Below are 25,347 nucleotides of genomic sequence, written 5' to 3'. Positions count from 1 at the left end.
CCCACCGCCGCCCCCCGGTGCGACGCTGTGATCATGAGCCGTATCGAAGCCCCGCGCGACGAAGTCACCGGCAACCTCCTCGACCGCCTGCGGGCCGGCCTGCCGCCCGAGGCCGTCCTGACCGACCCCGACGTCACGGCCTCGTACGCGAACGACATGGCGAGCTTCTGCGCGGCCGGGACCCCGGCCGTGGTCGTGCTGCCCCGCACCGTCGAACAGGTCCAGCACGTCATGCGGACCGCCACCGAACTGCGCGTGCCCGTCGTCCCGCAGGGCGCCCGCACCGGCCTGTCCGGCGCGGCCAACGCCTGTGACGGCTGCATCGTGCTCTCGCTGACCAGGATGAACCGCATCCTGGAGATCGACCCGGTCGACCGTATCGCCGTCGTCGAACCCGGCGTCGTCAACGCCACGCTCTCCCGCGCGGTGAACGAACACGGCCTCTGCTACCCGCCGGACCCCTCCAGCTGGGAGATGTGCACCATCGGCGGCAACATCGGCACGGCCTCCGGCGGCCTGTGCTGCGTGAAGTACGGAGTGACGTCCGAGTACGTCCTCGGCCTCGACGTCGTCCTTGCCGACGGACGCCTGATGTCCACCGGCCGCCGTACCGCCAAGGGCGTCGCCGGATACGACCTCACCCGGCTCTTCGTCGGCTCCGAGGGCTCCCTCGGCATCGTCGTACGGGCGATCCTCGCGCTGAAGCCGCAGCCGCCCCGGCAGCTCGTCCTGGCAGCCGAGTTCGCCTCCGCGGCGGCCGCCTGCGACGCGGTGTGCCGGATCATGGCGGGAGGGCATGTGCCGTCGCTCCTGGAACTCATGGACCGTACGACCCTCAGGGCCGTCAACGCCCTCGCCCACATGGGCCTGCCGGAGAGCACCGAAGCGCTGCTCCTCGCCGCCTTCGACACCCCGGACCCTGCCGCCGACCTCGCCGCCGTCGGCGCGCTGTGTGAGGCCGCGGGCGCCACCCAGGTCGTACCGGCCGACGACGCGGCCGAGTCCGAACTGCTGCTGCAGGCGCGGCGGTTGTCGCTCACCGCGCTCGAGGCCGTCAAGGGCACCACGATGATCGACGACGTGTGCGTGCCCCGCTCCAGGCTCGGCGAGATGCTCGAGGGGGTCGAGCGCATCGCCGAGAAGTACCAGCTCACCATCGGCGTCTGCGCCCACGCCGGCGACGGCAACACCCACCCGACCGTCTGCTTCGACGCCCAGGATCCCGACGAGTCCCGGCGCGCCCGCGAGTCATTCGACGAGATCATGGCCCTCGGCCTGCGACTCGGCGGCACGATCACCGGCGAGCACGGCGTCGGCGTCCTGAAGAAGGAGTGGCTGGCGCGCGAGATCGGCCCGGTGGGCGTGGAGATGCAACGGGCCGTCAAACAGGTCTTCGACCCGCTGGGCATCCTCAACCCCGGCAAGCTGTTCTGACCCGTTCGGCCCACTTCTTTCGGGGTGTGTTCAGGGCGTGTGAAGGGCGTGCACGGTGTCGCCCGGAAAGGGGTGGGTACCGGCGGACCGCCAATGCCGCCTGCGCACTTCTGATAGATGTGGAGCCTCACACGACCCCCCGAGCAGATACGGGACGACGGACATGAGCGCCCCAACCCCGGCACCCGGCGACGACAGGCCCCGCGAAGGCTACTACCCGGACCCCTCCATTCCCGGATATGTCCGGTACTGGAACGGTGTCTCCTGGGTCCCGGGCACCAGCCGGCCGGCTCCCACCGACGGCGAGCCGCTCTCCCCGCCGGCGGGCGCACGCCCCGCGCAGCCCTCGGTGGAGGAGACCGGGCCGCACTTCTTCGACGAGGACCCGGTCGACGAACCCGACCGCGGCGCCCAGGCCGACGGCCACCCGGAGCCCGCCCCGGCCTGGGGTGCCGACCGCTCCCAGCAGTCCGGCTTCGGTGGCGAGCAGGACCGCCGGGTGTCCTGGGGCGCCGCGCAGGCCGCGGACCCGCGGCTGCCGGCCGCCGGGTCCGGGTCCGGGTCCGGGTCCGGGTCCGAGGCTTCCCCAGGCTCGCCCGGCACGGCGGCGCTCCGCCGGCCGGCGCGCCCGGAGGGCACCGCCGGTACCGACGAACCCGCCCCCTCCGAGGGCACCATGAAGTTCCGCGCGGTCTCCCCGCGCACGGGGGAGCAGGGCGGAGGCACGACGGCGGCCGGTTCCGGCTCCGGTGCGGCGCAGCCCGGCACCGCGCGCCCGGCGAGCGCCCAGACCGCGGCCCGTCAGGCGCTGGGCCTGGACCCGGAGGCCCCGAGCCCGGTCCCGGCACCGCAGCAGCCGTCCGTCCCGGCACCGCAGCAGCCGTCCGTACCGGCACCGCAGCAGCCGTCCGTCCCGGCACCGCAGCAGCCGTCCGCCCCGGCGCCCGCGGCGGGGGTGCCCCCGCAGCAGCCCGCCGTGCCGGTCGCCACGCCCCTGACCAGCGGCCCCGGTGGCGGCCAGCCCTCCTGGGCGCAGCAGGTGCACCAGCTGGCGAGCCCGGGCCCCGGCGGCGACCGGCCCGTCGCGCCCTGGAAGCCACCGGTGGACGACCCGTTCCAGGCGGTCGCCCGGGCACAGGCGGCGGCCCGCCCCGCGGGACTCGGCAAGCGGCTCGCGGCGCGGCTGCTCGACACCCTGGTCCTGGCGGCGGTCACGGGCGTGGCCGCGGTACCGCTGGGCACGAAGGCGATCGACCACATCAACGGGAAGATCGACTCGGCGAAGCTGTCCGGGCAGACCGTCACGGTCTGGCTGCTCGACGGCACGACGTCGGTCTACCTCGCCATCGTGCTCGCCGTGCTGCTGGGTTTCGGGGTCCTCTACGAGGCGCTGCCGACCGCCAAGTGGGGGCGCACACTGGGCAAGAAGGTGTGCGGTCTGGAGGTACGGGACATCGAGGCCCACGAGCCGCCCACCTTCGGCCAGGCCCTGCGCCGCTGGCTGGTCTACAGCGTCCCCGGTGTGCTCGTCGTCGGCGTGGTCGGCGTTCTGTGGTGCGTGTTCGACCGCCCGTGGCGCCAGTGCTGGCACGACAAGGCCGCCCGCACGTTCGTGGCCGGCTGACCCGGACGGACCTGTAGGGATGCGGAGCCGGAGGGTTCGCGGTCGACTCGGGCCATGAGCACCGAACCGCCACCCCCCGGCCGAGGAGACGCCGCGGACCCCGACCGGCCACCGCCCGGTCGTGGGGCCGCGTCCGGCGGCCGGCCGCCCGCCGGCGAGCCCCCGCCCGGTGGCCCGCCGCCCCACGGACAGCCCCCTTCCGGCGGTGAACCACCCGGCGGCAGCCCCCCGTACGGCACACCCCCGCCCCACCCGGGCGGCCCCGACGAGGGCGGCGGCCCGTACGGCAGTGGTGGCCCCGAGGGCGGCGGCCCGTACGGGGAAGGTGGCCCCGAGGGCGGCGGCCCGTACGGGGAAGGTGGCCCCGAGGGCGGGGGCCCGTACGGCGGCGGGGGCCCGCAGGGTCCCTACGACGGCGCCGACCCCCTCGCCGGTATGCCCCCGCTCGCCGACAGCGGCAAGCGCGTCCTCGCCAGGATCATCGACATGATCCTCGTCGGCGTGGTCGTCTGGCTGCTGTCCTGGGCGTTCCACACCGTCGAGTACAACGTCGAGGCCACCAAGGTCGACACCGGCAAGTCCCTCGGCCAGTCCGTGATCGCGGCCGTGCTCTACACGGCCTACGACACGATCCTGATCAGCAGAACCGGGCAGACGTTCGGCAAAAGGCTGCTGAACATGCGCGTGGCCAACCTCGACGACGGCTCGAAACCCTCCCTCCAGGCGTCCCTGATCCGCGCCTTGGTGCTGTGGCTGCCGTTCGCGTTTTGCTGCGCCTGCGTGTGGACCGCGATCTGCGGCGGCTGGAGCTTCTTCGACCGGCCCTACAAACAGGGGCTGCACGACAAGGCGGCCAGGACGGTGGAGGTCAGCACGGCGGTCTGACAGACGGCGGTGGCGTACGCATGAACCGGCGGGCCCGTGCATCACGGGCCCGCCGGTTCGAGTGCTCGGTGTGAAGTTGTGCGTACGCGCGCCCGGTTCAGGGCTTCACCGTCTCCCGGACGGACTCGGGGGCCGCGGTGGATCCGACCGACGCCGTCGGGCGCCCCGCCGGTGCGTGCTGCCGCGCGGCGGGCCGCTCCGCGGCGGCCGGTGCGGACTTCGGCAGCGGTACCGTCACGGCGACGAGCAGCCCGAGTGCGAGCGCCGACAGGGCGATCACGGCGATCCCCAGGCCCGAACTCGTCTGTGACAGCAGCAGCATGGCGAGGGTGGAGAAGATCACGGTGCAGGAACCGTAGGCGAGCTGTGCGGCGTTCGGACGAGGCATGGCCATTCCTCGGGGTGGGGGACTCCCCCCGTGCCTCTCGTAATGGGGGAGGATGCGGACAACTGCGGACAGAACTGGAGCACTTGGACGTACAACCACGGAATCGCGGATACGACAACGTGTCGACAGGGCAAACCGCCGTCATTCCGGCGCTCCAGCCGCCGACTCTATTCGCCACCATGCCCGAGCGGAACGGCTGGTAAGCGTGACCTAACCCACGGTGCCGAAGCACAAGGGGCGCACGGAGTCATGCGTTCCAGCAACTGGACACGTGCGCGCGCCCGTTGACGGGAGATTATGCCGTTCACGTCCGTTCGTATAGCGAACGTCTCGTCCCGTTGATGTACTTGGCATGTCCAAGTCAAGATCTGTCTGGTGAAGGTGCCGGACGCCGGGACGAAGATCATGCTGCTGCGGCAGACGAAGGACGGCAGCGTATTGACGGTGGCGGTGCTTCCGTCGAAGTAGGACACCTCCGGACGATCACGCCCATAGTGGTGATGGTCACAAACTGAACACTGTTTTCGCAGGTCAACGCATGATCGGCCGCAACCCTCTGGCGGGTCACGGCCGATCGTGTTTAGGTGCCTGCTGTGGCTCTCTTATTGACACCAGGTCTCACGGGGGTATGACGCGTATGGCCGCAGGAGGTTTCTGCAAGCTGCCGAACGGCAGTGTGGTGGTGGCTCTGAACCTGCCCAGCCCGGGTTCGGGCGCCGGTTCGGTCCGCGTCCTGGTCCACGCCCAGAACCGCGCCCGCGCCCTGACGCGCCTGCGCAACCTGGGCCTGCGCGCGGTCTACCTGCGCGGCAACGCGGCCCCGCCCTCCCCGGACGAGGTCACGGCGGTCCTGCACCACCCCGACGGCCTGATATGGCGCACGGCCCCGGACACCGCGGCACAGGACCTGTCGGTCGAGCTGTGGCACCCGATCAGGTCCCTGCTGAGACGGACGGCCCAGCCGTGACCCGCTGAGGCGCACGGGAGGCAGGGGACGCGGCCGCGGGGGCGCGGCGGGTGTCAGGACACCACCGGCTTGCCGGAAAGCTCCACGCCCGCCTCCCGGAGCTCCTCCAGCGCGCGCTCCGTGGTCTCCTCGGCCACCCCGGCGGTCAGGTCCAGCAGGACCTGCGTACGGAAGCCCTGGCGCACCGCGTCCAGCGCGGTGGCGCGCACGCAGTGGTCCGTGGCGATCCCCACCACGTCCACGTCGTCGATCTCCCGCTCCCGCAACCAGTCCGCGAGCGCGACCCCGTTCTCGTCGACCCCCTCGAACCCGCTGTACGCCGCCGAGTACGCCCCCTTGTCGAACACGGCGTCGACCGCGCCGGAGGCGACCGCCGGGGCGAAGTTCGGGTGGAAGCCCACGCCCTCCGTACCCGCCACGCAGTGCGCGGGCCACGAGTGGACGTAGTCGGGATTGTCGGCGAAGTGACCGCCCGGGGCGATGTGGTGGTCCCGAGTGGCCACCACATGGCGGTACCCGGCGGGGGCCTGCCCGATCAGCTCGGTGATCGCGGCGGCCACATCGGCACCCCCGGCCACCGCGAGGCTGCCACCCTCACAGAAGTCGTTCTGCACGTCTACGACGATCAAGGCGCGGCGCATGGTCGGTGTCCTTCGGCTTGGCAGCGGTTCGGGTGTGGAGGGTGCGGGCCCGGCCGTCCGTGAACTACATGACCTACCGAGCCTAGAGACTTCGGGGACCGGGCGGGAGAGGGCATCGGGCGGTCGGCCGGGTGCGCGGGGTGCGTTGCCGTTGCATTCCCGCCCGTCGTCCGCTCATGCGCCCTCAGGCGAACAGCGGTCGAAGCCGCACCCGGCCCCTCCCTCCATGGTCCCCCCGGCGCGTCAACAGCGACGCGTCACACGTACTCGGTCGGGATCACCGGCTCCCCGCGCGACAGCTGCGTCGCCGACAGCGGCAGGTTGCCGCGGGCGGCCGCGTGCCGGTCGCGGACGACGTCCAGCGGCTCCCGGGAGATGACCTCGCCCCCCTTGACCAGCTGCACCAGCAGCTGCCGGTCCGCCAGCTCGTCCGGCACCGGCCCGATGCCGACCACCTCGGCCTCGGCCACCCCGTGCTCGTCCAGCCGCCGCGCCGCCCACTTGCGCCCGCCGACGGACGTCTTGCCGCCGGTCGACTTCTTCGCCACCGGCACCAGCGGCGCCTTCGGGTCCGCCGACTCGGCGCGTGCGACCAGCTTGTAGACCATCGAGCAGGTCGGGTGCCCGGAGCCCGTCACCAGCCGCGTGCCCACGCCGTAGGCGTCCACGGGCGCCGCCGCCAGCGAGGCGATGGCGTACTCGTCCAGGTCCGAGGTCACGATGATCTTCGTTCGGGTGGCGCCCAGCGCGTCCAGTTGCTGCCGCACCCGGTGCGCGACCAACAGCAGGTCGCCCGAGTCGATGCGCACGGCACCCAGCTCGGGCCCGGCCACCTCGACGGCCAGCCGGACGGCCTCCGTGACGTCGTAGGTGTCCACGAGCAGCGTGGTGCCCCGGCCCAGCGAGTCCACCTGGGCCCGGAAGGCGTCCCGCTCGCTGTCGTGCAGCAGCGTGAAAGCGTGCGCGGACGTCCCGACCGTGGGAATGCCGTACCGGAACCCGGCCGCCAGGTCGGAGGTGGTGGTGAAGCCGCCGATGTAGGCGGCGCGGGAGGCGGCCACGGCGGCCAGCTCGTGGGTGCGCCGGGCGCCCATCTCGATCAGCGGCCGGCCCCCGGCGGCGGAGGCCATGCGGGAGGCGGCGGCCGCGACGGCCGAGTCGTGGTTGAGGATGGAGAGGATGACGGTCTCCAGGAGCACGCACTCGGCGAAGGACCCCTCGACCCGCATGATCGGCGAGCCGGGGAAGTACACCTCGCCCTCCGGGTAGCCCCAGATGTCGCCGCTGAAGCGATAGCCGGCGAGCCAGTCCAGCGTCTCGTCGTCGACGACCCGGCGCTCGCGCAGGAAGCCGAGGACGCCCGCGTCGAAGCGGAAGTTCTCCACCGCGTCCAGGACACGCCCGGTACCGGCCACCACGCCGTAGCGGCGGCCGTCGGGCAGCCGCCGGGTGAAGACCTCGAAGACGGAGTGCCGCTCGGCGGTGGCCGCCCTGAGGGCGGCCTGCAGCATCGTCAGCTCGTAGTGGTCGGTGAAGAGCGCCGTCGAGGGAACGCCCACCCGTCGCCCACCGCCGTCCTTATGAGGAAGCGCTTCGCGCCCTTCTTCTTCGGGCAGCCCAAGGTCCGCTACGCCCACCAAAGCTCTCCTCACACACGACTCTTCGGGTGCACCCATCGGTGCTACAAGTGCCTGCGACGGCCGATCGTACTCCTCATCTCGTCAGTCTGACGATTTACGGGTCGGGCGGAGGTGTCCGTTTGTGCGACCACCCCCCTCGGGTGGCAGCATGGGGCTTGTGACGTCACCCGCTCCCGTAGAGATCGAACGAACGCAGTCGGCGGAGGAAGAGTTCGCCGTACCCGAGCCCGACGTCCCCTGGGTCACGATCGTCCACAACGACCCGGTCAACCTCATGAGCTACGTGACGTACGTCTTCCAGACGTACTTCGGCTATTCCAAGGACAAGGCCACCAAGCTCATGCTCGACGTCCACCACAAGGGCCGGGCGGTCGTCTCCAGCGGTAGTCGCGAGGAGATGGAACGCGACGTGCAGGCGATGCACGGCTACGGCTTGTGGGCCACCCTCCAGCAGGACCGGAAGTAGCGACCTCCCTTCATGTCAGGACACTTCGAACCGCTCCCCGGCGGCGGCGCGGCCGTCGCCCTCGACGACGTCGAGATCTCCATCATCCGGTCACTGGCCGTACAGCTGCTGGAACTCATCGGGCCCGGCCCCGCCGAGGACGCCCCCGAGGACCCGCTCGCCGAGCTCTTCGCGGAGGGACCGAGCGAGCCGCCCGCCGACCCGGTGCTGCGCCGGCTGTTCCCGGACGCGTACGGCGACCCGGGCAGCGAGTCCGTCTCGCCCGATCAGGCCGAGGAGTTGCGCGCCCACTCCGCCGAGTTCCGCCGCTTCACCGAGAACGACCTGCGTGCCCGCAAGCGCGAGAACGCCCTGGCGGTGATCCGCACCCTGGACGCGCTGACCTCGGCGAGCCGGGAGGGCGGGGTGCTGAAGCTGTCGCGCGAGGAATGCGAGCAGTGGCTCGGCGCCCTGAACGACCTGCGCCTCGCGATCGGCTCCCGGCTCGAGGTCGCCGACGAGGACGACACCGACGAGCTGTACCGGCTGCCGGACGAGGACCCGCGCAAGCCGATGGTGATGGCGTATCTGTGGCTCGGTGGTCTCCAGGAGACGCTCGTGACCACCCTTATGCCCTGACCTGTGTGGATTTTGTGTTCGCTCAGCGGACGCTCAAATCCGGATAACGATCGCGTCACCATTGCGGCCATGTATGGGCCGTTCGTGCGTACTTTGTCCGCTTCTTGCTGTGTGCTGCGCCACACCGCGTCCAGGTGATCAGTGTTGCGGTCGTGATAAATCTTCACGACCGCCCGGCGAACACCACCCATGTTGCGCCGGGTGCGCCACCGAGCCGACGACCGTCGGCCAGGCATGAGCGGACCCGGGAAAGCCCGAGCCCGCTCGCTCCATCAATCCGGGGGGATCGAGACGATCCGCGGCCGACGAGAGGCCCGGGTCGGCATGGAGAAAGGCGCACCACACATGACCTCAGCGCAGGTCGAGAAGGAGAACACCCCTGAGGAGGGGTACGAGCGCGGGCTCGGCAGCCGTCAGGTCCAGATGATCGCGATCGGCGGCGCCATCGGCGTCGGCCTGTTCCTGGGCGCGGGGGCGAACATCGCCAAGGCCGGGCCCAGCCTGATCCTCATGTACGCCCTCGCCGGCGTGATCATCTTCTTCATCATGCGGGCGCTCGGCGAGCTGCTTCTGTACCGCCCGGTGTCGGGTTCCTTCGCGGAGTACTCCCGCGAGTTCCTCGGCCCGTTCTTCGGCTACTTCACCGGCTGGACGTACTGGCTGATGTGGGTCGTGACCGGCATGGCCGAGCTGACGGCCGCCGCGATCTACGTCCACTACTGGTTCCCGTCGATCCCGCAGTGGGTGACGGCGCTGGTCTTCCTGGTGGTCCTGTTCGTGGCCAACCTGATCTCGGTGAAGCTGTTCGGCGAGATCGAGTTCTGGTTCTCGATGGTCAAGGTCACCGCGCTGATCGGCATGATCGTCATCGGTCTCGGCGTGCTGACCTTCGGCTTCAGCGCGGCCGGTGACACCGCCGCGGTCTCCAACCTCTGGCAGTTCGACGGCTTCTTCCCCAAGGGCATCGGCTCTTCCCTGATGACCCTGCAGGGCGTCATGTTCGCCTACCTCGCCGTCGAGCTGGTCGGTGTGACCGCGGGCGAGTCCGAGGACCCGGAGAAGACCCTCCCCAAGGCGATCAACACGCTGCCCTGGCGCATCGCCCTGTTCTACGTCGGCGCCCTCACCGTGATCCTGTGCGTGGTGAAGTGGACCGAGTTCGCGGCGGGCGTCAGCCCCTTCGTGAAGGCGTTCGCGGTCATCGGCATCCCGGCCGGCGCGGGCATCGTCAACTTCGTGGTGCTCACCGCGGCCCTGTCGTCCTGCAACTCGGGCATGTACTCCACGGGCCGCATGCTGCGCACCCTCGCGGACAACGGCGAGGCCCCCCGCGTCTTCAGCAAGCTGTCCGCCTCGAAGACCCCGGCCCTCGGCATCACGGTCTCGGTCGCCTTCATGGGCATCGGCGTGGTCCTCAACTACGTCGTTCCGGAGAAGGCGTTCGGCTACGTCACCTCGGTGGCCACCGCGGCCGGCATCTGGACCTGGCTGATGATCCTGATCAGCCACGTCCTGTACCGCCGCGCGGTGGACGCGGGCCGGCTGCCCGCCTCCTCCTTCCCGGCGCCGGGCGGCGCGGTGTGCAGCTGGATCGCCATCGTGTTCCTGCTCTTCGTCACCTGCCTGATCGCCTACGACGCCGACTCCCGCGTCTGCCTGTACGTGATGGCGGTCTGGGCGGCCGCCCTGGCCGTCGGCTGGGCGGTGCTGAAGGCCCGCAACCCGCAGGTCACCCAGCGCCGCGAGCAGGAGCTGGAGAAGGTCCGCTGAGTCTCCCGTGAGTCTCCTGGCTCACGCGTAGCTCACCATGTGGGCCGTCCCGTACCACCCCTCGGTACGGGACGGCCCCTCTGTTTATGCTGACCGTCATGCTGACCATCACCCAGGCCCTCGTCGACCGGATCGTCGCGCACGCACGCCAGGACCACCCCGACGAGGCGTGCGGCGTCATCGCCGGCCCGGCCGGCTCGGACCGCCCCGAGCGCTTCGTCCCGATGCTGAACGCGGCCCGCTCGCCCACGTTCTACGAGTTCGACTCCGGCGACCTGCTCAAGCTCTACCGGGAACTGGACGACCGCGACGAGGACCCGGTGGTCATCTACCACTCCCACACCGCGACCGAGGCCTACCCGTCCCGCACGGACATCTCCTACGCCAACGAGCCCGGCGCCCACTACGTCCTGGTCTCCACCGCCGACACCGACGACGCGGGCCCCTTCCAGTTCCGCTCGTTCCGGATCGTGGAGGGCGAGGTCACGGAGGAAGAGGTCAAGATCGTGGAGTCGTACTGATCCGGTGGTCGTCCGCCACTGATACCTGTGGCCGACCTCCCATCTCGCGCCTCGGATGAAATCTGTCCGAACAGCGAGATCACACTCCGGGGCCCCGGCCGGGAATCGTTACGATGAGCGCATGGTTCTGAACGACGTGAGCGACAAGACGCCGGGCGCGCTGCTCGTGGCGCGGCTGCACGTCGACCTGTGCAGGCTCGCCAGCGCCATCTGTTGACGCTGTCCCTGCCGCCGTACGGCCGTGAGCCGCGGCGCCCGACCCGCGTACCACCACGCTCTCGCGCCGCCGCGCGCTCTCCGACCCGCCATCCTTCCGACAGGAGCCCGCAACCATGGCCATCGAGGTCCGCATCCCGACCATCCTCCGCCAGTACACCGACGGCCAGAAGGCGGTGGAAGGCACCGGGGAGACCCTCGCCGACCTGTTCGCCGACCTCGAGACCCGGCACCCGGGCATCCAGGCCCGCATCGTGGACGGCGGCGAGCTGCGCCGCTTCGTGAACGTCTACCTGAACGACGAGGACGTCCGCTTCCTCGACGGCATCAACACCAAGGTCGCCGACGGCGACAACGTGACGATCCTGCCGGCCGTCGCCGGCGGCATGGCCTGAGCCCGACGGTCGCTGATCACCGATGCGCTACGACTCCCCGCTGGCCGCGGTGGGCAACACCCCCCTGGTGCGCCTGCCGCGGCTGTCGCCGTCCCCCGACGTCCGGATCTGGGCCAAGCTGGAGGACCGCAACCCGACCGGCTCGGTCAAGGACCGGCCCGCGCTGCACATGATCGAGCAGGCGGAGAAGGACGGCCGCCTCACCCCCGGCTGCACGATCCTCGAGCCCACCTCGGGCAACACCGGTATCTCCCTGGCCATGGCGGCCAAGCTCAAGGGCTACCGCATGGTGTGCGTGATGCCCGAGAACACCTCGCAGGAGCGCCGGGAGCTGCTCGCCATGTGGGGTGCCGAGATCATCTCCAGCCCGGCGGCGGGCGGCTCCAACACCGCCGTACGCGTCGCCAAGGAGCTGGCGGCCGAGCACCCGGACTGGGTGATGCTCTACCAGTACGGCAACCCGGACAACGCGGGGGCGCACTACGCGACGACCGGCCCCGAGATCCTCGCCGACCTGCCGTCCATCACGCACTTCGTGGCCGGGCTCGGCACCACGGGCACCCTGATGGGCGTGGGCCGCTACCTGCGTGAGAACAAGCCGGACGTGCAGATCGTCGCCGCCGAACCGCGCTACGACGACCTGGTGTACGGCCTGCGCAACCTCGACGAGGGCTTCGTGCCGGAGCTGTACGACGCCTCCGTCCTCACCAGCCGCTTCTCCGTCGGCTCGGCGGACGCGGTGACCCGGACCCGTGAACTGCTCCAGCAGGAGGGCATCTTCGCGGGCATCTCCACCGGCGCCGCGCTGCACGCCGCGATCGGCGTCGGCAGGAAGGCCGTCAAGGCGGGCGAGAGCGCCGACATCGTCTTCGTCGTGGCCGACGGCGGCTGGAAGTACCTGTCGACCGGCGTCTACACGGCCGCCACCACGGAAGAGGCCATCGAGACGCTCCAGGGCCAGCTCTGGGCCTAACGCCCCCGCGGCCCGTCCCTCCATCAATGCGCCAACCCCCTCCTATGAGGGGGCTAAGCGTTGCTTACGGCGCGGCAAAGATCTTCGCCGGGGGGAACCTTTCGGAGGCGGACGGAGCTACGTTCTGCCCGTCCTGTCAATGTCACGCTCATCGGCATCGCAGGGTGTTCCAAGTGTCATGCCCATGACGTGCGTCCCACCGCCGCTACGCGCGTCACAGCCTGCCACTCAGCTCGTGAATCCCCACTTCCGGCTGTGGTCCGCGTCCGGCCCCACCCAGGCCCGCGCGGTGCCGGCCTCGACCGATGGAGGCAACACCCCCATGCGTGAGTCACGCCCGAACAAGCGGCGCCGGAGTCTTCGAAGACTCCTGACCGCCACCGTCCCGGCCCTCACCCTCACCGTCGCCGGGTTCCTGGCGGCCCCGTCCGCGGGCGCGCAGAGCGCGCCCGCCGCCACCGCGCACACCACCCGCACGTCCCAGAACGCCAAGGCGCTGACCGACCCCCAGCGGCAGACCGTCCACTCGACCGGCAAGGCCGGTCAGAAGGTCCCGACCCAGCACCTGTGCGCCACCGCGAAGCCCGGCCAGGCGTCCTGCTTCGCCCAGCGCCGCACCGACGTCAGGCAGCGCCTGGCCTCCGCGCTCGCGGCCGCCGCGCCCTCCGGCCTGAGCCCGGCCAACCTGCACAGCGCCTACAACCTTCCCTCGACCGGCGGCTCCGGCCTGACCGTCGCCGTCGTCGACGCCTACAACGACCCCAACGCCGAGTCGGACCTGGCCACCTACCGCTCGACGTACGGCCTGTCGGCGTGCACCAAGGCCAACGGCTGCTTCAAGCAGGTCAGCCAGACCGGTTCGACCACCTCGCTGCCCACGAACGACTCCGGGTGGGCCGGTGAGGAGGCGCTCGACATCGACATGGTCAGCGCCGTCTGCCCCAACTGCAACATCATCCTCGTCGAGGCCAACTCCGCCAACGACACCGACCTCGGCATCGCCGAGAACGAGGCCGTCTCGCTGGGCGCCAAGTTCGTCTCCAACAGCTGGGGCGGCTCCGAGTCCTCCTCCCAGACCAGCGAGGACACCTCGTACTTCAAGCACCCGGGTGTCGCGATCACCGTCTCCGCGGGCGACTCCGGCTACGGCGCCGAGTACCCGGCGACCTCCCAGTACGTCACCGCCGTCGGCGGGACCGCGCTGAGCACGTCGTCCAACTCCCGTGGCTGGACCGAGTCCGTGTGGAACACCAGCTCCACCGAGGGCACCGGCTCCGGCTGCTCCGCCTACGACCCGAAGCCGAGCTGGCAGACCGACACCGGCTGCTCCAAGCGCATGGAGGCCGACGTCTCCGCGGTCGCCGACCCGGCCACCGGCGTGGCGGTCTACGACACCTACGGCGGCTCCGGCTGGGCCGTCTACGGCGGCACCAGCGCCTCCGCCCCGATCATCGCCGGCGTCTACGCCCTCGCGGGCACCCCGGGTTCCAGCGACTACCCGGCGAAGTACCCCTACTCCCACACGAGCAACCTGTACGACGTCACCAGCGGCAGCAACGGCTCCTGCTCGACCTCGTACTTCTGCACCGCGCGCACCGGCTACGACGGCCCGACCGGCTGGGGCACCCCCAACGGCACGAGCGCCTTCTCCTCCGGCGGCAGCACCGGCAACACGGTGACCGTCACCAACCCGGGCAACCAGTCCACCACGACCGGCAGCTCGGTCAGCCTGCAGATCAAGGCGACGGACAGCGCGGGCGCCACCCTCACCTACAGCGCCACCGGACTGCCCACCGGCCTGTCGATCAACAGCTCGACCGGCCTGATCTCCGGCACCGCCTCCACCGCGGGCACCTACAGCGTGAGCGTCACCGCCAAGGACGCAACCGGCGCCTCCGGCTCGACCTCCTTCACCTGGACGGTCGGCTCCTCCGGCGGCACCTGCTCCTCGGCGCAGCTGCTCGGCAACCCGGGCTTCGAGTCGGGCAACACCACCTGGAGCGCCTCCAGCGGCGTGATCACCAACGACAGCGGTGAGGCGGCGCACAGCGGCTCCTACTACGCCTGGCTCGACGGGTACGGCTCCTCGCACACCGACACGCTGTCCCAGTCGGTGACCATCCCGTCCGGCTGCAAGGCCACGCTGACCTTCTACCTGCACATCGACACCGCGGAGTCCGGCAGCACCGCGTACGACAAGCTGACGGTGACCGCCGGGTCGACCACGCTGGCGACGTACTCGAACGTCAACGCGGCCTCCGGTTACACCCAGAAGTCCTTCGACCTGTCCTCGTTCGCGGGGTCCACGGTCACCCTGAAGTTCAGCGGCGTGGAGGACTCCTCGCTGCAGACCAGCTTCGTCATCGACGACACCGCCCTGACGACTAGCTGACGCACCTGTGCACGAAGGGGCCCCGGCCGGGCGTGTGGGCCGGGGCCCGTTTGCGAGCGCGTGGGGATCCTGATGCGCTGGAGAAACGTCACATCGGCACACACGGGCACGAGTAACGAGAGGCGGCCCCCATGCGCCGTACCACCGCTCAGCGGACCACTGTCATCGCCGTCGCGGCAGCGGCGCTCCTCCTCGCGGGCTGCGGCACGCACAGTGGGCCGGGAGCGGCCGGTAGCGGCGCGGTGTCGCCGTCCCCGTCGGTGTCCGGGTCGGCCTCGGCGCCCACGTCCGGATCGGCGTCCCCGTCGGCCTCCCCCTCGGCGCCCTCCTCCGGGGCACCGTCCCCCACGGCCACCCCCACCGACTGCACCCCTCACGTCCAGCTCACCGCCGCCGACACCGGCCACACCGTGTGCCTGACCACCGGCGGACAGCTCCGCCTCACCCTGGACGGCACCAAGGACCGCCCCTGGACCCCGGTCACCGCCACCGGCGCGGCGCTGAAGGCGGCCAACGCCGGTTTCGTCGTTCAGCCGGGCGACGCCGTGGCCGCCTTCGACGCCGTCGGTCCGGGCACCGCACAGCTGACCGCCACCCGCCCGCTGTGCGCGAAGCGCCCCGGCCAGACGTCGTGCCTCGGCATCCAGCGGTGGAGCGTCACGGTCGCGGTGACCAAGCCATGAGGGCCGCCATGAACACGCTCATCCCGCCAGGTACCGCACCTGGTCCCACAGCGCGGGGTCCACCACCCCCACCCGGCGCCGGAAGTCCCACAGCGGCACGTCCCGCAGCTCGTCCGTCTCCAGGAAGCTGGGCCGCCCCTGAACGTCGCCGACCGACCCCGGCGGGAGCGGGATCACGCCCGTCCGCTCGTCGCGGTACCGACTGGTGATCCGCGCGACCGTCGCGCTGTCCCCGCGCACCGTCAGCACCAGGCACGGCCACTCCTTGCCGCCCGGCCGGTCCCCGTAGGGAACGCTCGCCCACCAGATCTCGGCCGGCCGCGGATGAACCCGGGCACGCCCCGGCGGACGCGCGGCCGCGGCACGGTGACGCCGCCCGCGCCCCCATCCGTCCACCAGCGTCGCGACCAGCGCGAGCAGCACCACGGCCGCCAGCGCGAGCCACCACGACGTGTCCATACGGACGACGGTACCGGCGCGTCCGCATCACTGCGCGCCCTTCGCAACTCCGGTGCGCCGTACGGTGTGCCGCGCGCGCCGTTGTTCCAGCCGAACCGGTGACACCACAGGTGAGTTCCCCCACAACGGCCCCTGGCGGAGGAGCGACCCGCCCTTTTGCGCCTTACGCTCGACGGACCGCACGACCCCCGTCACCGTTCCCCGCCCCTGCCTTGCGCACGTCCCGCCACGGAGGTTCCAGCTCTATGAAGCTCACCGTCGTCGGCTGCTCGGGGTCGTTTCCGTCCGCGGAATCGGCCTGCTCGAGCTACCTCGTCGAGGCCGACGGCTTCCGGCTGCTGCTCGACATGGGCAACGGCGCCCTGGGCGAGTTGCAGCGCCACTGCGGTCTCTACGACCTTGACGCCATCTTCCTGAGCCATCTGCACGCCGACCACTGCATCGACATGCTCGCCTACTTCGTCGCGCGCTACTACCGCCACGACGGCGGCCGCTGCGCCCCCATCCCGGTCTACGGCCCGGAGGGCACCGAACAGCGCCTGACCACCGCCTACGGCGACACACCCTCGGCCTCCTCGATGAGCGAGGTCTTCGACTTCCACACGGTCAAACCGGGCACGTTCGAGATCGGCCCGTTCACCGTGCACACGGAACGCGTACGCCACCCGGTGGAGGCGTACGGCATCCGGATCGAGCACGGCGGCAGGTCGCTCACCTACTCGGGCGACACCGGTGTGAGCGAGGCGCTGGACGAACTCGCGCGCGACGCCGACCTGTTCCTGTGCGAGGCCGCGTTCACCCACGGCAAGGAGGACATTCCCAACCTCCATCTGAACGGCCGTGAGGCGGGCGAGACCGCCACCCGCGCCCGGGCCCGCCGCCTCGTCCTCACCCACATCCCGCCGTGGACCGACCCCCAGGTCAACCTGACGGACGCCCGCGCGGTCTACCCGGGACCGGTCGAACTGGCGGAGCCACGGGCGACGTACGAGCTCTAGCCGCCCCCATACGTACGAGGGCCCCGGAACCAGCGTGGTTCCGGGGCCCTCGTACGTATGGGGGTCAGGCCTTGGTCAGGTCCTCGATCTCCTCCTCGGGCTCGCGGCCCGGGGTGGTGAGGTTGAACTTGACGATGGCGAACCGGAAGACGAAGTAGTAGATCGCCGCGAACACCAGGCCGATCGGGATGATCAGCCAGGGCTTGGTGGCGAGGTTCCAGTTCAGCAGGTAGTCGATCGCGCCGGCCGAGAACGTGAAGCCGGCGTGGACGCCGAGCGCCCAGGTGATCGCCATGGACAGCGCGGTGAGGACCGCGTGGATCCCGTACAGCACCGGCGCGATGAACATGAACGAGAACTCGATCGGCTCGGTGACACCGGTGACGAAGGACGTCAGCGCGACCGAGATCATCAGACCCATGACGGCCTTGCGGCGCTCGGGGCGGGCGGTGTGCGCGATGGCGAGCGCGGCGGCCGGCAGACCGAACATCATGATCGGGAAGAAGCCCGACATGAACTGTCCGGCGGTCGGGTCGCCGGCGAAGAAGCGGTTCAGGTCGCCGTGCACGATGACGCCCGCGGAGTTCTTGTAGTCACCGATCTGGAACCAGGAGACGGCGTTCACGAACTGGTGCATGCCGACCGGGATCAGCGCGCGGTTGATCAGACCGAACAGACCCGCGCCCACGGCGCCGAGACCGGTGATCCACTTGCCCACGTCGGAGATGCCGTCACCGATCGGCTTCCAGACCAGGCCGAAGAAGACGCCGAAGAGCGTGCCGACGAACGCCATGATGATCGGGACGAGCCGGCGGCCGTTGAAGAAGCCGAGCCAGTCCACCAGCTTGGTGCGGTGGAACCGCTGCCACAGCACGGCGGACAGCAGACCCAGGAGGATGCCGCCGAGGACGCCCGGGTTGTTGTACGTCGCCTCGACTATCTTGCCGTTCTCGATGTGCTGCTCGCTCAGCGGGAACGCCTTGAGGACGTTGCTGTAGACGAGGAAGCCGACCAGGGCCGCGAGCGCGGTGGAGCCGTCCGACTTCTTGGCGAAGCCGATCGCGACGCCGACGCAGAAGAGCAGGGGCAGGTTGTCGAACACGGCGCCGCCCGCGGTCGCGAAGACGGACGCGACCTTGTGCCAGCCGAGTCCGTCGTCGCCGAACACGTCGGGCTGGCCCAGCCGGAGCAGGATGCCCGCCGCCGGCAGCACGGCGATCGGGAGCTGCAGGCTGCGGCCGACCTTCTGCAGGCCCTGGAACAGACCGGAACCCCGCTTCTTCGCGGGGGCCGCCGTTGTCGCGGTGGCGGTGCTCATACTTCCTCCATGTGCCGGGGCTGCCGGGGGACGGGAAGGGGGAGTGGAACGGGGTGAAACAGCCCCGTGTGGTCTACACCACCTGTGGTGTAGACCTGTTGTAGCACGGTGAAGGCGGGATAAGGAACCCATGAATTCTGTGGCCTCGGACAGACTGGGGGCAAATGCCGCACTCGTGATAAAGGCCACGTAGACGGGCGCGCTGTTCCCCCCGGCGCTTTGCGGCCGTTCCCGGGGTGGTGTAGACCAGCTTTCGACACAGCGGTTCGGCTCAGGGAGTAGGGACATGGCCAGCAAGGCTGAGAAGATCGTTGCCGGGCTCGGCGGCATCGACAACATCGACGAGATCGAGGGCTGCATCACCCGGCTCCGCACCGAGGTCCACGACGCCTCGCTGGTCGACGAGGCCGCACTGAAGGCCGCCGGCGCTCACGGCGTCGTCAAGATGGGTACCGCCATCCAGGTCGTCATCGGCACCGACGCCGACCCGATCGCCGCGGAGATCGAAGACATGATGTGAGCCCGCCGACTCACACACCAGTGCGCGGGCGCAGGTGGCCAGGGGCCTCTCCCACCGTGGGAGAGGCCCCTGACGCAGTTGCGGATAGGCTCGGCGCCATGTCTCGAATCGACGGCCGTACCCCCGAACAGCTCCGCCCGGTCACCATCGAGCGCGGCTGGAGCAAGCACGCCGAGGGCTCCGTCCTCGTCTCCTTCGGCGACACGAAGGTCCTCTGCACCGCCTCCGTCACCGAGGGCGTGCCGCGCTGGCGCAAGGGCAGCGGAGAGGGCTGGGTCACCGCGGAGTACGCCATGCTGCCCCGCTCCACCAACACTCGCGGCGACCGCGAGTCGGTCAAGGGCAGGATCGGCGGCCGCACGCACGAGATCAGCCGCCTCATCGGCCGCTCCCTGCGCGCCGTCGTCGACACCAAGTCGCTCGGCGAGAACACCGTCGTCCTCGACTGCGACGTCCTCCAGGCCGACGGCGGCACCCGCACCGCCGCCATCACCGGCGCCTACGTGGCGCTCGCCGACGCCGTCGCCTGGGCGCAGCGCAGGAAGCTCGTCAAGGCCACCCGGCAGCCGCTGACCGGCACCGTCTCCGCCGTCTCCGTAGGCATCGTGGCCGGCGTGCCGCTCCTCGACCTCTGCTACGAGGAGGACGTCCGCGCGGAGACCGACATGAACGTCGTCTGCACCGGCGACGGCCGTTTCGTCGAGGTCCAGGGCACGGCGGAGGCGACACCCTTCGACCGTGGGGAACTGAACGCCCTCCTCGACCTCGCGATGGCGGGCTGCGAACAGCTCACCGCGATCCAGCGGGCGGCGCTGGAGGCAACCGCGTAGCGCGGTACGGCGTTTTCAGGAGTGACCCGGGCGGGGCGCACGCGCGACACCGCGCGCCCCACCGTCACCACCCACGGAGAGGGAACCGCTCCATGGCCGCGCGCCACCGCCGACGCACCGCCACCGCCGCTCTCGCGGCCGTCGCCGTCCTCGCCGCCATCGGCGCGAGCGCGGGCTGCGACGCCGTGAACAAGGCCATCGACTGCGTCCAGACCGCCGACGCCATCGCCGACAGCGTCACCGGCCTCCAGCAGGCCGTCGAGAACGCGGCGAACGACCCGACGCAGACGGATGAGGCCCTCGACTCCATCGAGAAGAACCTCGACAAGATCAGCGACAAGACGGACAACGTCGACGTCAACAAGGCGGTCGACGACCTGCACAAGGCGGTCACGGGTGTCCGCGACGCCATGAAGAACGGCGACAAGACCCCCGACGTGGCCCCGGTGACGAACGCGGCGGGCGAACTGACGAAGGTCTGCACGTCCTCGTAGCCCCGCAGGCGGGCGCCGCGGCCACGCACCGCCCACGGATACTGGTCCCATGACCCGCCTGATCCTCGCCACGCGCAACGCCGGAAAGATCACCGAACTCAGGGCGATCCTCGCCGAAGCGGGCCTCCCGCACGACCTGGTCGGCGCGGACGCCTACCCCGACATCCCCGACGTCAGGGAAACCGGCGTCACCTTCGCCGAGAACGCCCTCCTCAAGGCCCACGCCCTGGCCAAGGCCACGGGCCTGCCCGCGGTGGCGGACGACTCCGGCCTGTGCGTCGACGTCCTGAACGGCGCGCCCGGCATCTTCTCCGCCCGCTGGGCGGGCCGCCACGGCGACGACAAGGCCAACCTCGACCTGCTCCTCGCCCAGCTCGCGGACATCGACGAGCCCCACCGCGGCGCCCACTTCGCCTGCGCGGCGGCCCTGGCCCTCCCCGACGGCACGGAACGGGTGGCCGAGGGCCAACTCCGCGGCACCCTCCGCCACGAGCCCACCGGCACGAACGGCTTCGGCTACGACCCGATCCTCCAGCCGGAGGGCGAGACCCGAACGTGCGCGGAACTGACCCCCGAGGAGAAGAACGCGATCAGCCACCGGGGCAAGGCGTTCCGCGCACTGGTACCGGCGGTGCGGGAACTGCTGGGCTGACGCAGGCTGCACGAAAGGCCCCGTCCCTTGCTCGGACCGGGCCTTTCACCATGCGATGTCTGTGTGCGGTCGGTGGGACTCGAACCCACACGGGATTTCTCCCACGGGCACCTAAAACCCGCGCGTATCGCCTATTTCGCCACGACCGCCCCAAAGCGAACACTTCGCCTGCTCGTGCCGCTCGGTGCCGTTCAGTGTACGGGGGACTCGGCACGCCCCGCTGGCCCCCCACCCTTCGGACCACGCCATGTCGCCGTCACGGCATGGCAGTTCGGGTGGGCGGGGGCCCGTCGGCAGGGCGCGGTGACGTCGAAGGGGCCGGCGATGGGTGGCCGGCCCCTCAGCCGCCCTCTACAAGTACAGCCCCGTCGAGTCCTCCGCCCCCTCGAAGCGGTCCGCCGCCACCGCGTGCAGGTCGCGTTCGCGCATCAGGACGTACGCGATGCCGCGCACCTCCACCTCGGCCCGGTCCTCCGGGTCGAACAGGACCCGGTCGCCCGGCTCCACGGTCCGTACGTTCTGCCCGACCGCGACGACCTCGGCCCAGGCGAGGCGCCGGCCCACGGCCGCGGTCGCGGGGATGAGGATGCCGCCGCCGGAGCGGCGCTCGCCCTCGCCGGTCTCCTGCCGCACGAGTACGCGGTCGTGCAGCATCCGGATGGGCAACTTGTCGTGGTGGGTCTTCTCGCTCACGCCCTGAACCTACCTGCCTTCGACGGCTTCGCGCGCGGCCGGGTCAGTCCCTGCGCCGCCGGGAGCCCAGCGCGAACAGTCCCACGACGCCGACCACGACCAGCGCCACGGGCACGATGCGCTCAAGGCGCGGCGCGCCCTCCTCGGTGACCAGCTGGCCCTTGACCTCGCTGACGGCCCGGTTGACGCCCACGTAGGCCCGCCCGAGCGTGTGGTCGATGTTGGAGACGACCTTGGCCTTGGCGTCCCCGACGATCGTCTTGGGGTGCACCCGGACTCCGATCTCGTCGAGCGTCTCGGCCAGCGTCTCGCGGCGGCGCTTGATGTCCGCCTCGATCTCGGCCGGAGTCCTGGTGTCCGGTGTGCTCGACGTGTCCGTCACCGCGCTTCCTCCGTGGTCGTGTGCGACGTGTTCCGCGCAATTTCCTGATTCTGTGCTGGACAGTCTGTCAGCTTCGTGCCGAAGGCACCCATCGGCACCCCGTGGAGGGTCCGAAGGAGATTAGGCTCGTCCGGTGAACCGCTGACCCGCGGATCCGCGTGACCCGCCCCTTGCCCCGTGAGGTACCGATGAGCGAGCGACTCCAGCCCGGCGACACCGCCCCCGCCTTCACCCTGCCCGACGCCGACGGCAACGAGGTCTCCCTGGCCGAACACAAGGGCCGTAAGGTCATCGTGTACTTCTACCCGGCGGCGCTCACCCCCGGCTGCACCAAGCAGGCGTGCGACTTCACGGACAACCTTCAACTGCTGGCGGGCGCCGGCTACGACGTCATCGGCATCTCCCCGGACAAGCCGGAGAAGCTCGCGAAGTTCCGCGAGAAGGAGTCCCTGGAGGTCACCCTCCTCGCCGACCCGGACAAGAAGGTGCTGGAGGCGTACGGTGCCTTCGGCGAGAAGAAGCTGTACGGCAAGACGGTCGTCGGCGTCATCCGCTCCACGGTGATCGTGGACGAGGACGGCAAGGTCGAGCGCGCCCTGTACAACGTGAAGGCGACGGGCCACGTGGCGAAGATCATCAAGGATCTGGGCATCTGACCGTCCCGACTCCCACGCGTGCGAACGGCCCGCACCGGTGTGATCCGGTGCGGGCCGTCGCGTACGGCGAGGACCCTGCCGCTACAGCCTGTGGCCCTGTGTGCTCAGCGTCCCCGCCCCGCTGGTCGTCCCGCCGTTCCCCGTCGTGCCGCCGTCCCCGGTGGTCCCCCCGGTGCCTCCCGTGCCTCCCGTGCCCGTCGTGCCTCCGGTGCCGGTCGTGCCGCCGTCGCCGGTGGTGCCTCCGGTGCCGGTCGTGCCGCCGTCCCCGGTGGTGCCGCCCGTCCCCGTCGTGGCGCCGCCGGTCGTCGTACCGCCCGTGCCGGGTGTGCCGCCCGTCGTCGTACCGCCCGTGCCCGGGGTGCCGCCCGTCGTCTGCCCCTGGGTCTGACCCTGGTTCTGGCCCGGGGTGGTGGACTGGCCGCCCGTCGTGCCGCCGTTCGACTGGTCGCCGGTGGTGCCCGGCTGCTGGTCCGTAGGCCCGGTGCTCGGAGGCTCCAGCGTCTGGTCCGCGCCCGCCTGCAGCTGCAGGTCGAAGTCCTTCACCGGCTGCCCCTGCAGCGCGTCCTTGGTGAACTGCGCCCAGATCTGCGCGGGCGCGCCACCGCCGTTGATGCGAGCCAGGCCCATCGCGCCGTAGAGCGACTCGTGCTTGCCGGTGTCCGGGTCCTGGCCCATCACCGCGACCACGGTGGCCAGCTGCGGGGTGTAACCCGCGAACCAGGCCGCCTGGTCCTCCTCCGCGGTGCCGGTCTTGCCGGCGGCGGGCCGGCCGGCGCCCTGTGCGGCGGTCGCGGTGCCGTTGTCGACCACGCTCTGCAGGACCGACGTGGTGGTGTCCGCCGCCTCCCGGCTGACCGCCTGCTTCGTGGACTGCTGCGGAAGCTCGATGTTCTGCGTGCCGTTGCTGACCTTCTCGACCAGCGTGTACGCGCCGTGCTTGCCGTGGTTGGCGAGCGTCGCGTACGCCTGCGTCATGTCGAGGACGCTCGCGGTGGCCGTGCCGAGCGCGATCGACGGGTACGGCTGCAGGTCGGGCGTGTTCGCGGGCACGCCCAGGTCGATCGCGGTCTGCTTGACCCTGGACGGGCCGACGTCCACCGCCATCTGCGCGTACACGGCGTTCACGGACTTGTCCGTGGCCTTGCGGACGGTGATCGGGCCGTAGGAGACGTTGTCCTCGTTCTCCGGCGCGTACGCCCCGCCGGACCAGCCCTGCACGGGCCGCTTGTCGGTGCCGTCGTACACCGTGTTCGGGGTGACGGTGACGCCGTCCTGGGTGCGGGAGCCGTTCTGCACCGCCGAGGTGAACACGAACGGCTTGAACGTGGAGCCGACCTGGTAGTCGCGGCGGGTCGCGTTGTTGACGTACTGCTTGGTGTAGTCGATGCCGCCGTACATCGCGACGACCTTGCCGGTGGCCGGGTCGATGGCGGCGCCGCCGGCGCGGACGTACCGGTCGACCTTGTTGTTCTTCTTGTCGAGCTTGCTCATCACCTGGTCGTTGACGGCCTTGACGAAGGCGTCCTGCTTGGACTTCTCCAGCGTGGTGGTGATGCGGTAGCCGCCGCGGGCCAGGGTGTCCTCGTCGATGATCTTGTTGCCGGTGAGGTAGTCCTTGATCGCCTCGACCAGGTAGCCGCGCTGCCCGGACATGCCGGAGGCGTGGACCTGCTGGCGGGGCGCGGGGAAGGTCACCTTCTGGCGCTCGCCGGCGCTCAGCCAGCCCTTCTTGACCATGCCGTCGAGGACGTAGTTCCAGCGGGCCAGCGCCGCGCCCTTGTTCTCGGGGTGCGCGATCACGTCGTACTCGCTGGGCGCGTTGAGCAGGGCGGCGATGTAGGCGGCCTGGCCGACGTCGAGGTCCTTGGCGTCCACGCCGTAGTAGGCCTGGGCGGCGGCCTGGATGCCGTAGGCGTTGCGGCCGAAGTAGCTGGTGTTGAGGTAGCCCTCGAGGATGTCGTCCTTGCTCTTCTCGCGGTCCAGCTTGATCGCGATGAAGAACTCCTTCACCTTGCGGGTGACGGTCTGCTGCTGCTCGAGGTAGTAGTTCTTCACGTACTGCTGGGTGATCGTCGAGCCGGACTGCTTGCCCTTGCCGGTGGCCGTGTTCCAGGCCGCGCGGACCATCGCCTTGGGGTCGACGGCGGACTCGGTGTAGAAGTCGCGGTCCTCGGCGGCGAGCGCGGCGTGCTGGGCGGCCTTGGAGATCTCCGCGAGCTCGACGTTCTCGCGGTTGACGGTGCCGTCGCGGGCCAGCTCGCTGCCGTCCGCGTACAGGTAGACGTTGCTCTGCTTGGTGGCCGCCGCGTTCGCCGCCGGGATCTTGACCGTGTAGTAGCCGAGGGCGAACAGTCCGGCCAGGAGCAGCACGCCCGCCACGAGGGTGCCGAGCACCGTCTTCCAGGTGGGGAGCAGCCGGCGCCATCCCGTGCGCTTCGGCCGCTTCGGGCCGTCGCCGGGGATCGCGGCGACAGGCGCCGTCCGTGGTTCTTCGGACGCCACCACCTGGCTGCTCTTCTGCGGCTGTGGCTCGTCGCTCATCGTGGTGCCGGACTCCCGTTTCGCGTCGTACGTTCCCGTACGTCCTCATGCGCCATCTGCATCCCCTGATGAAGACTGTCGCACCTTGCGTTCCAGTTCCCTGCGCGAGGGACGTTCCGCGCGGGAAAACGTGTGGTACACCACGTCGCCCGCGCGCTAGGCTCCTGCGCTTCGCCCGGAACGCTTCGAAG

Annotated in this window: 27 protein-coding genes and 1 tRNA gene; 19 read left to right on the top strand and 9 right to left on the bottom strand. The window is 70.6% G+C overall.

Annotated features, from left to right (window positions below):
* Nucleotides 1–27: 27 nt before the first annotated feature.
* The 3 genes from ACZ7L1_RS10090 (at nt 28) to ACZ7L1_RS10080 (ending at nt 3,943) form a co-directional block, all read left to right on the top strand.
* A complete protein-coding gene (locus tag ACZ7L1_RS10090) occupies nt 28–1,434 on the top strand; it encodes an FAD-binding oxidoreductase (protein ID WP_471435802.1) in 1,407 nt (468 codons plus the stop codon).
* 163 nt (nt 1,435–1,597) lie between these two features.
* A complete protein-coding gene (locus ACZ7L1_RS10085; protein ID WP_471435800.1) occupies nt 1,598–3,058 on the top strand; it encodes an RDD family protein in 1,461 nt (486 codons plus the stop codon).
* 54 nt (nt 3,059–3,112) lie between these two features.
* A complete protein-coding gene (locus ACZ7L1_RS10080) occupies nt 3,113–3,943 on the top strand; it encodes an RDD family protein (RefSeq protein WP_471435799.1) in 831 nt (276 codons plus the stop codon).
* A gap of 97 nt (nt 3,944–4,040) precedes the next feature.
* Here the strand turns inward: ACZ7L1_RS10080 and ACZ7L1_RS10075 are convergent, their stop codons facing one another.
* Complete coding sequence (locus ACZ7L1_RS10075) at nt 4,041–4,331, bottom strand: hypothetical protein (RefSeq protein ID WP_471435798.1); 291 nt, start codon at nt 4,329–4,331, stop codon at nt 4,041–4,043.
* Nucleotides 4,332–4,968: 637 nt separating this feature from the next.
* Here ACZ7L1_RS10075 and ACZ7L1_RS10070 point away from each other — a divergent pair.
* Complete coding sequence (locus tag ACZ7L1_RS10070; protein WP_366024787.1) at nt 4,969–5,298, top strand: hypothetical protein; 330 nt, start codon at nt 4,969–4,971, stop codon at nt 5,296–5,298.
* Nucleotides 5,299–5,351: 53 nt separating this feature from the next.
* Here the strand turns inward: ACZ7L1_RS10070 and ACZ7L1_RS10065 are convergent, their stop codons facing one another.
* Nucleotides 5,352–5,939 carry an isochorismatase family protein gene (locus ACZ7L1_RS10065; RefSeq protein ID WP_471435796.1) on the bottom strand — a complete coding sequence of 196 codons (588 nt, stop codon included), beginning with the start codon at nt 5,937–5,939 and terminating at the stop codon, nt 5,352–5,354.
* A 257-nt stretch (nt 5,940–6,196) separates the two neighbouring features.
* On the bottom strand, nt 6,197–7,576 hold the full coding sequence (locus ACZ7L1_RS10060) for a nicotinate phosphoribosyltransferase (protein WP_471435794.1): 1,380 nt from the start codon (nt 7,574–7,576) through the stop codon (nt 6,197–6,199).
* Nucleotides 7,577–7,727: 151 nt separating this feature from the next.
* On the opposite strand from ACZ7L1_RS10060, the gene clpS reads away from it, so the two are divergent.
* The 9 genes from clpS to ACZ7L1_RS10015 all read left to right on the top strand — a co-directional run bounded on the left by clpS (nt 7,728) and on the right by ACZ7L1_RS10015 (nt 15,613).
* A complete protein-coding gene (clpS, locus tag ACZ7L1_RS10055) occupies nt 7,728–8,045 on the top strand; it encodes an ATP-dependent Clp protease adapter ClpS (RefSeq protein WP_471435792.1) in 318 nt (105 codons plus the stop codon).
* 12 nt (nt 8,046–8,057) lie between these two features.
* The gene (locus ACZ7L1_RS10050; protein WP_471435790.1) at nt 8,058–8,663 is read left to right on the top strand and encodes a DUF2017 domain-containing protein; all 606 of its coding nucleotides are present in this window, start codon (nt 8,058–8,060) and stop codon (nt 8,661–8,663) included.
* Nucleotides 8,664–9,008: 345 nt separating this feature from the next.
* Nucleotides 9,009–10,433, top strand: coding sequence for an amino acid permease (locus tag ACZ7L1_RS10045; protein ID WP_471435789.1), 1,425 nt, complete (start codon nt 9,009–9,011; stop codon nt 10,431–10,433).
* A 98-nt stretch (nt 10,434–10,531) separates the two neighbouring features.
* Entirely contained in the window at nt 10,532–10,954 is a 423-nt protein-coding gene (locus tag ACZ7L1_RS10040) for a M67 family metallopeptidase (RefSeq protein ID WP_471435787.1), read from the top strand.
* A 121-nt stretch (nt 10,955–11,075) separates the two neighbouring features.
* A complete protein-coding gene (locus tag ACZ7L1_RS10035) occupies nt 11,076–11,171 on the top strand; it encodes a winged helix-turn-helix domain-containing protein (RefSeq protein ID WP_216825713.1) in 96 nt (31 codons plus the stop codon).
* Between the two features lie 115 nt (nt 11,172–11,286).
* Nucleotides 11,287–11,565, top strand: a complete 279-nt coding sequence (locus tag ACZ7L1_RS10030) for a MoaD/ThiS family protein (RefSeq protein ID WP_103845066.1) — start codon at nt 11,287–11,289, stop codon at nt 11,563–11,565.
* A gap of 22 nt (nt 11,566–11,587) precedes the next feature.
* Nucleotides 11,588–12,538, top strand: coding sequence for a PLP-dependent cysteine synthase family protein (locus ACZ7L1_RS10025; protein WP_471435786.1), 951 nt, complete (start codon nt 11,588–11,590; stop codon nt 12,536–12,538).
* A gap of 322 nt (nt 12,539–12,860) precedes the next feature.
* Nucleotides 12,861–14,930 (top strand): putative Ig domain-containing protein, encoded by a 2,070-nt coding sequence (locus ACZ7L1_RS10020; RefSeq protein ID WP_471435784.1) that lies wholly within the window; start codon nt 12,861–12,863, stop codon nt 14,928–14,930.
* A gap of 131 nt (nt 14,931–15,061) precedes the next feature.
* A complete protein-coding gene (locus ACZ7L1_RS10015; protein WP_471435783.1) occupies nt 15,062–15,613 on the top strand; it encodes a hypothetical protein in 552 nt (183 codons plus the stop codon).
* Between the two features lie 18 nt (nt 15,614–15,631).
* Here ACZ7L1_RS10015 and ACZ7L1_RS10010 read toward each other — a convergent pair whose 3' ends face one another.
* Entirely contained in the window at nt 15,632–16,072 is a 441-nt protein-coding gene (locus ACZ7L1_RS10010) for a type II toxin-antitoxin system PemK/MazF family toxin (RefSeq protein WP_471435781.1), read from the bottom strand.
* 245 nt (nt 16,073–16,317) lie between these two features.
* On the opposite strand from ACZ7L1_RS10010, the gene ACZ7L1_RS10005 reads away from it, so the two are divergent.
* Entirely contained in the window at nt 16,318–17,070 is a 753-nt protein-coding gene (locus tag ACZ7L1_RS10005; protein ID WP_471435780.1) for an MBL fold metallo-hydrolase, read from the top strand.
* A gap of 64 nt (nt 17,071–17,134) precedes the next feature.
* Here ACZ7L1_RS10005 and ACZ7L1_RS10000 read toward each other — a convergent pair whose 3' ends face one another.
* The gene (locus ACZ7L1_RS10000) at nt 17,135–18,388 is read right to left on the bottom strand and encodes a PTS transporter subunit EIIC (protein WP_471435778.1); all 1,254 of its coding nucleotides are present in this window, start codon (nt 18,386–18,388) and stop codon (nt 17,135–17,137) included.
* A gap of 286 nt (nt 18,389–18,674) precedes the next feature.
* Here ACZ7L1_RS10000 and ACZ7L1_RS09995 point away from each other — a divergent pair, with 286 nt between their 5' ends.
* The 4 genes from ACZ7L1_RS09995 to rdgB all read left to right on the top strand — a co-directional run bounded on the left by ACZ7L1_RS09995 (nt 18,675) and on the right by rdgB (nt 20,884).
* Complete coding sequence (locus ACZ7L1_RS09995) at nt 18,675–18,908, top strand: PTS sugar transporter subunit IIB (RefSeq protein ID WP_043440579.1); 234 nt, start codon at nt 18,675–18,677, stop codon at nt 18,906–18,908.
* Nucleotides 18,909–19,006: 98 nt separating this feature from the next.
* A complete protein-coding gene (gene rph / locus ACZ7L1_RS09990; RefSeq protein WP_471435776.1) occupies nt 19,007–19,738 on the top strand; it encodes a ribonuclease PH in 732 nt (243 codons plus the stop codon).
* A gap of 92 nt (nt 19,739–19,830) precedes the next feature.
* Nucleotides 19,831–20,232, top strand: coding sequence for a hypothetical protein (locus tag ACZ7L1_RS09985; RefSeq protein WP_471435775.1), 402 nt, complete (start codon nt 19,831–19,833; stop codon nt 20,230–20,232).
* 49 nt (nt 20,233–20,281) lie between these two features.
* Complete coding sequence (gene rdgB / locus ACZ7L1_RS09980; protein WP_471435773.1) at nt 20,282–20,884, top strand: RdgB/HAM1 family non-canonical purine NTP pyrophosphatase; 603 nt, start codon at nt 20,282–20,284, stop codon at nt 20,882–20,884.
* A 64-nt stretch (nt 20,885–20,948) separates the two neighbouring features.
* Here the strand turns inward: rdgB and ACZ7L1_RS09975 are convergent.
* The 3 genes from ACZ7L1_RS09975 to ACZ7L1_RS09965 all read right to left on the bottom strand — a co-directional run bounded on the left by ACZ7L1_RS09975 (nt 20,949) and on the right by ACZ7L1_RS09965 (nt 21,959).
* A tRNA-Leu gene (locus ACZ7L1_RS09975) sits at nt 20,949–21,033 on the bottom strand.
* Between the two features lie 202 nt (nt 21,034–21,235).
* Nucleotides 21,236–21,577 carry a GroES family chaperonin gene (locus ACZ7L1_RS09970; protein WP_181139332.1) on the bottom strand — a complete coding sequence of 114 codons (342 nt, stop codon included), beginning with the start codon at nt 21,575–21,577 and terminating at the stop codon, nt 21,236–21,238.
* 43 nt (nt 21,578–21,620) lie between these two features.
* The gene (locus tag ACZ7L1_RS09965; RefSeq protein WP_471435772.1) at nt 21,621–21,959 is read right to left on the bottom strand and encodes a DUF3618 domain-containing protein; all 339 of its coding nucleotides are present in this window, start codon (nt 21,957–21,959) and stop codon (nt 21,621–21,623) included.
* Between the two features lie 188 nt (nt 21,960–22,147).
* On the opposite strand from ACZ7L1_RS09965, the gene bcp reads away from it, so the two are divergent.
* Nucleotides 22,148–22,615, top strand: a complete 468-nt coding sequence (gene bcp, locus ACZ7L1_RS09960) for a thioredoxin-dependent thiol peroxidase (RefSeq protein WP_471435771.1) — start codon at nt 22,148–22,150, stop codon at nt 22,613–22,615.
* 81 nt (nt 22,616–22,696) lie between these two features.
* Here the strand turns inward: bcp and ACZ7L1_RS09955 are convergent, their stop codons facing one another.
* The gene (locus ACZ7L1_RS09955; protein ID WP_471435770.1) at nt 22,697–25,156 is read right to left on the bottom strand and encodes a transglycosylase domain-containing protein; all 2,460 of its coding nucleotides are present in this window, start codon (nt 25,154–25,156) and stop codon (nt 22,697–22,699) included.
* Nucleotides 25,157–25,347 lie beyond the last annotated feature (191 nt).

The sequence above is a fragment of the Streptomyces sp. NPDC107546 genome, from assembly GCF_055639175.1.
The sequence above is the reverse complement of the archived record's forward strand: the minus strand, read 5'-3'. Positions and strand labels throughout refer to the sequence as shown.

What these genes read in the sequence shown, in the direction of transcription:
- ACZ7L1_RS10005 (WP_471435780.1), top strand. Translation starts at nt 16,318, where the DNA reads ATGAAGCTCACCGTCGTCGGCTGCTCGGGGTCGTTTCCGTCCGCGGAA.
- ACZ7L1_RS10075 (WP_471435798.1), bottom strand. Translation starts at nt 4,331, where the DNA reads ATGCCTCGTCCGAACGCCGCACAGCTCGCCTACGGTTCCTGCACCGTG.
- ACZ7L1_RS09995 (WP_043440579.1), top strand. Translation starts at nt 18,675, where the DNA reads ATGGCCAGCAAGGCTGAGAAGATCGTTGCCGGGCTCGGCGGCATCGAC.
- ACZ7L1_RS10030 (WP_103845066.1), top strand. Translation starts at nt 11,287, where the DNA reads ATGGCCATCGAGGTCCGCATCCCGACCATCCTCCGCCAGTACACCGAC.
- ACZ7L1_RS10085 (WP_471435800.1), top strand. Translation starts at nt 1,598, where the DNA reads ATGAGCGCCCCAACCCCGGCACCCGGCGACGACAGGCCCCGCGAAGGC.
- ACZ7L1_RS10020 (WP_471435784.1), top strand. Translation starts at nt 12,861, where the DNA reads ATGCGTGAGTCACGCCCGAACAAGCGGCGCCGGAGTCTTCGAAGACTC.
- ACZ7L1_RS09985 (WP_471435775.1), top strand. Translation starts at nt 19,831, where the DNA reads ATGGCCGCGCGCCACCGCCGACGCACCGCCACCGCCGCTCTCGCGGCC.
- bcp (WP_471435771.1), top strand. Translation starts at nt 22,148, where the DNA reads ATGAGCGAGCGACTCCAGCCCGGCGACACCGCCCCCGCCTTCACCCTG.
- ACZ7L1_RS10065 (WP_471435796.1), bottom strand. Translation starts at nt 5,939, where the DNA reads ATGCGCCGCGCCTTGATCGTCGTAGACGTGCAGAACGACTTCTGTGAG.
- ACZ7L1_RS10045 (WP_471435789.1), top strand. Translation starts at nt 9,009, where the DNA reads ATGACCTCAGCGCAGGTCGAGAAGGAGAACACCCCTGAGGAGGGGTAC.
- ACZ7L1_RS10015 (WP_471435783.1), top strand. Translation starts at nt 15,062, where the DNA reads ATGCGCCGTACCACCGCTCAGCGGACCACTGTCATCGCCGTCGCGGCA.
- ACZ7L1_RS10070 (WP_366024787.1), top strand. Translation starts at nt 4,969, where the DNA reads ATGGCCGCAGGAGGTTTCTGCAAGCTGCCGAACGGCAGTGTGGTGGTG.
- ACZ7L1_RS10025 (WP_471435786.1), top strand. Translation starts at nt 11,588, where the DNA reads ATGCGCTACGACTCCCCGCTGGCCGCGGTGGGCAACACCCCCCTGGTG.
- ACZ7L1_RS10050 (WP_471435790.1), top strand. Translation starts at nt 8,058, where the DNA reads ATGTCAGGACACTTCGAACCGCTCCCCGGCGGCGGCGCGGCCGTCGCC.
- rph (WP_471435776.1), top strand. Translation starts at nt 19,007, where the DNA reads ATGTCTCGAATCGACGGCCGTACCCCCGAACAGCTCCGCCCGGTCACC.
- ACZ7L1_RS10010 (WP_471435781.1), bottom strand. Translation starts at nt 16,072, where the DNA reads ATGGACACGTCGTGGTGGCTCGCGCTGGCGGCCGTGGTGCTGCTCGCG.
- ACZ7L1_RS10040 (WP_471435787.1), top strand. Translation starts at nt 10,532, where the DNA reads ATGCTGACCATCACCCAGGCCCTCGTCGACCGGATCGTCGCGCACGCA.
- ACZ7L1_RS10035 (WP_216825713.1), top strand. Translation starts at nt 11,076, where the DNA reads ATGGTTCTGAACGACGTGAGCGACAAGACGCCGGGCGCGCTGCTCGTG.
- ACZ7L1_RS10080 (WP_471435799.1), top strand. Translation starts at nt 3,113, where the DNA reads ATGAGCACCGAACCGCCACCCCCCGGCCGAGGAGACGCCGCGGACCCC.
- ACZ7L1_RS10000 (WP_471435778.1), bottom strand. Translation starts at nt 18,388, where the DNA reads ATGAGCACCGCCACCGCGACAACGGCGGCCCCCGCGAAGAAGCGGGGT.
- ACZ7L1_RS09955 (WP_471435770.1), bottom strand. Translation starts at nt 25,156, where the DNA reads ATGAGCGACGAGCCACAGCCGCAGAAGAGCAGCCAGGTGGTGGCGTCC.
- rdgB (WP_471435773.1), top strand. Translation starts at nt 20,282, where the DNA reads ATGACCCGCCTGATCCTCGCCACGCGCAACGCCGGAAAGATCACCGAA.
- clpS (WP_471435792.1), top strand. Translation starts at nt 7,728, where the DNA reads ATGGGGCTTGTGACGTCACCCGCTCCCGTAGAGATCGAACGAACGCAG.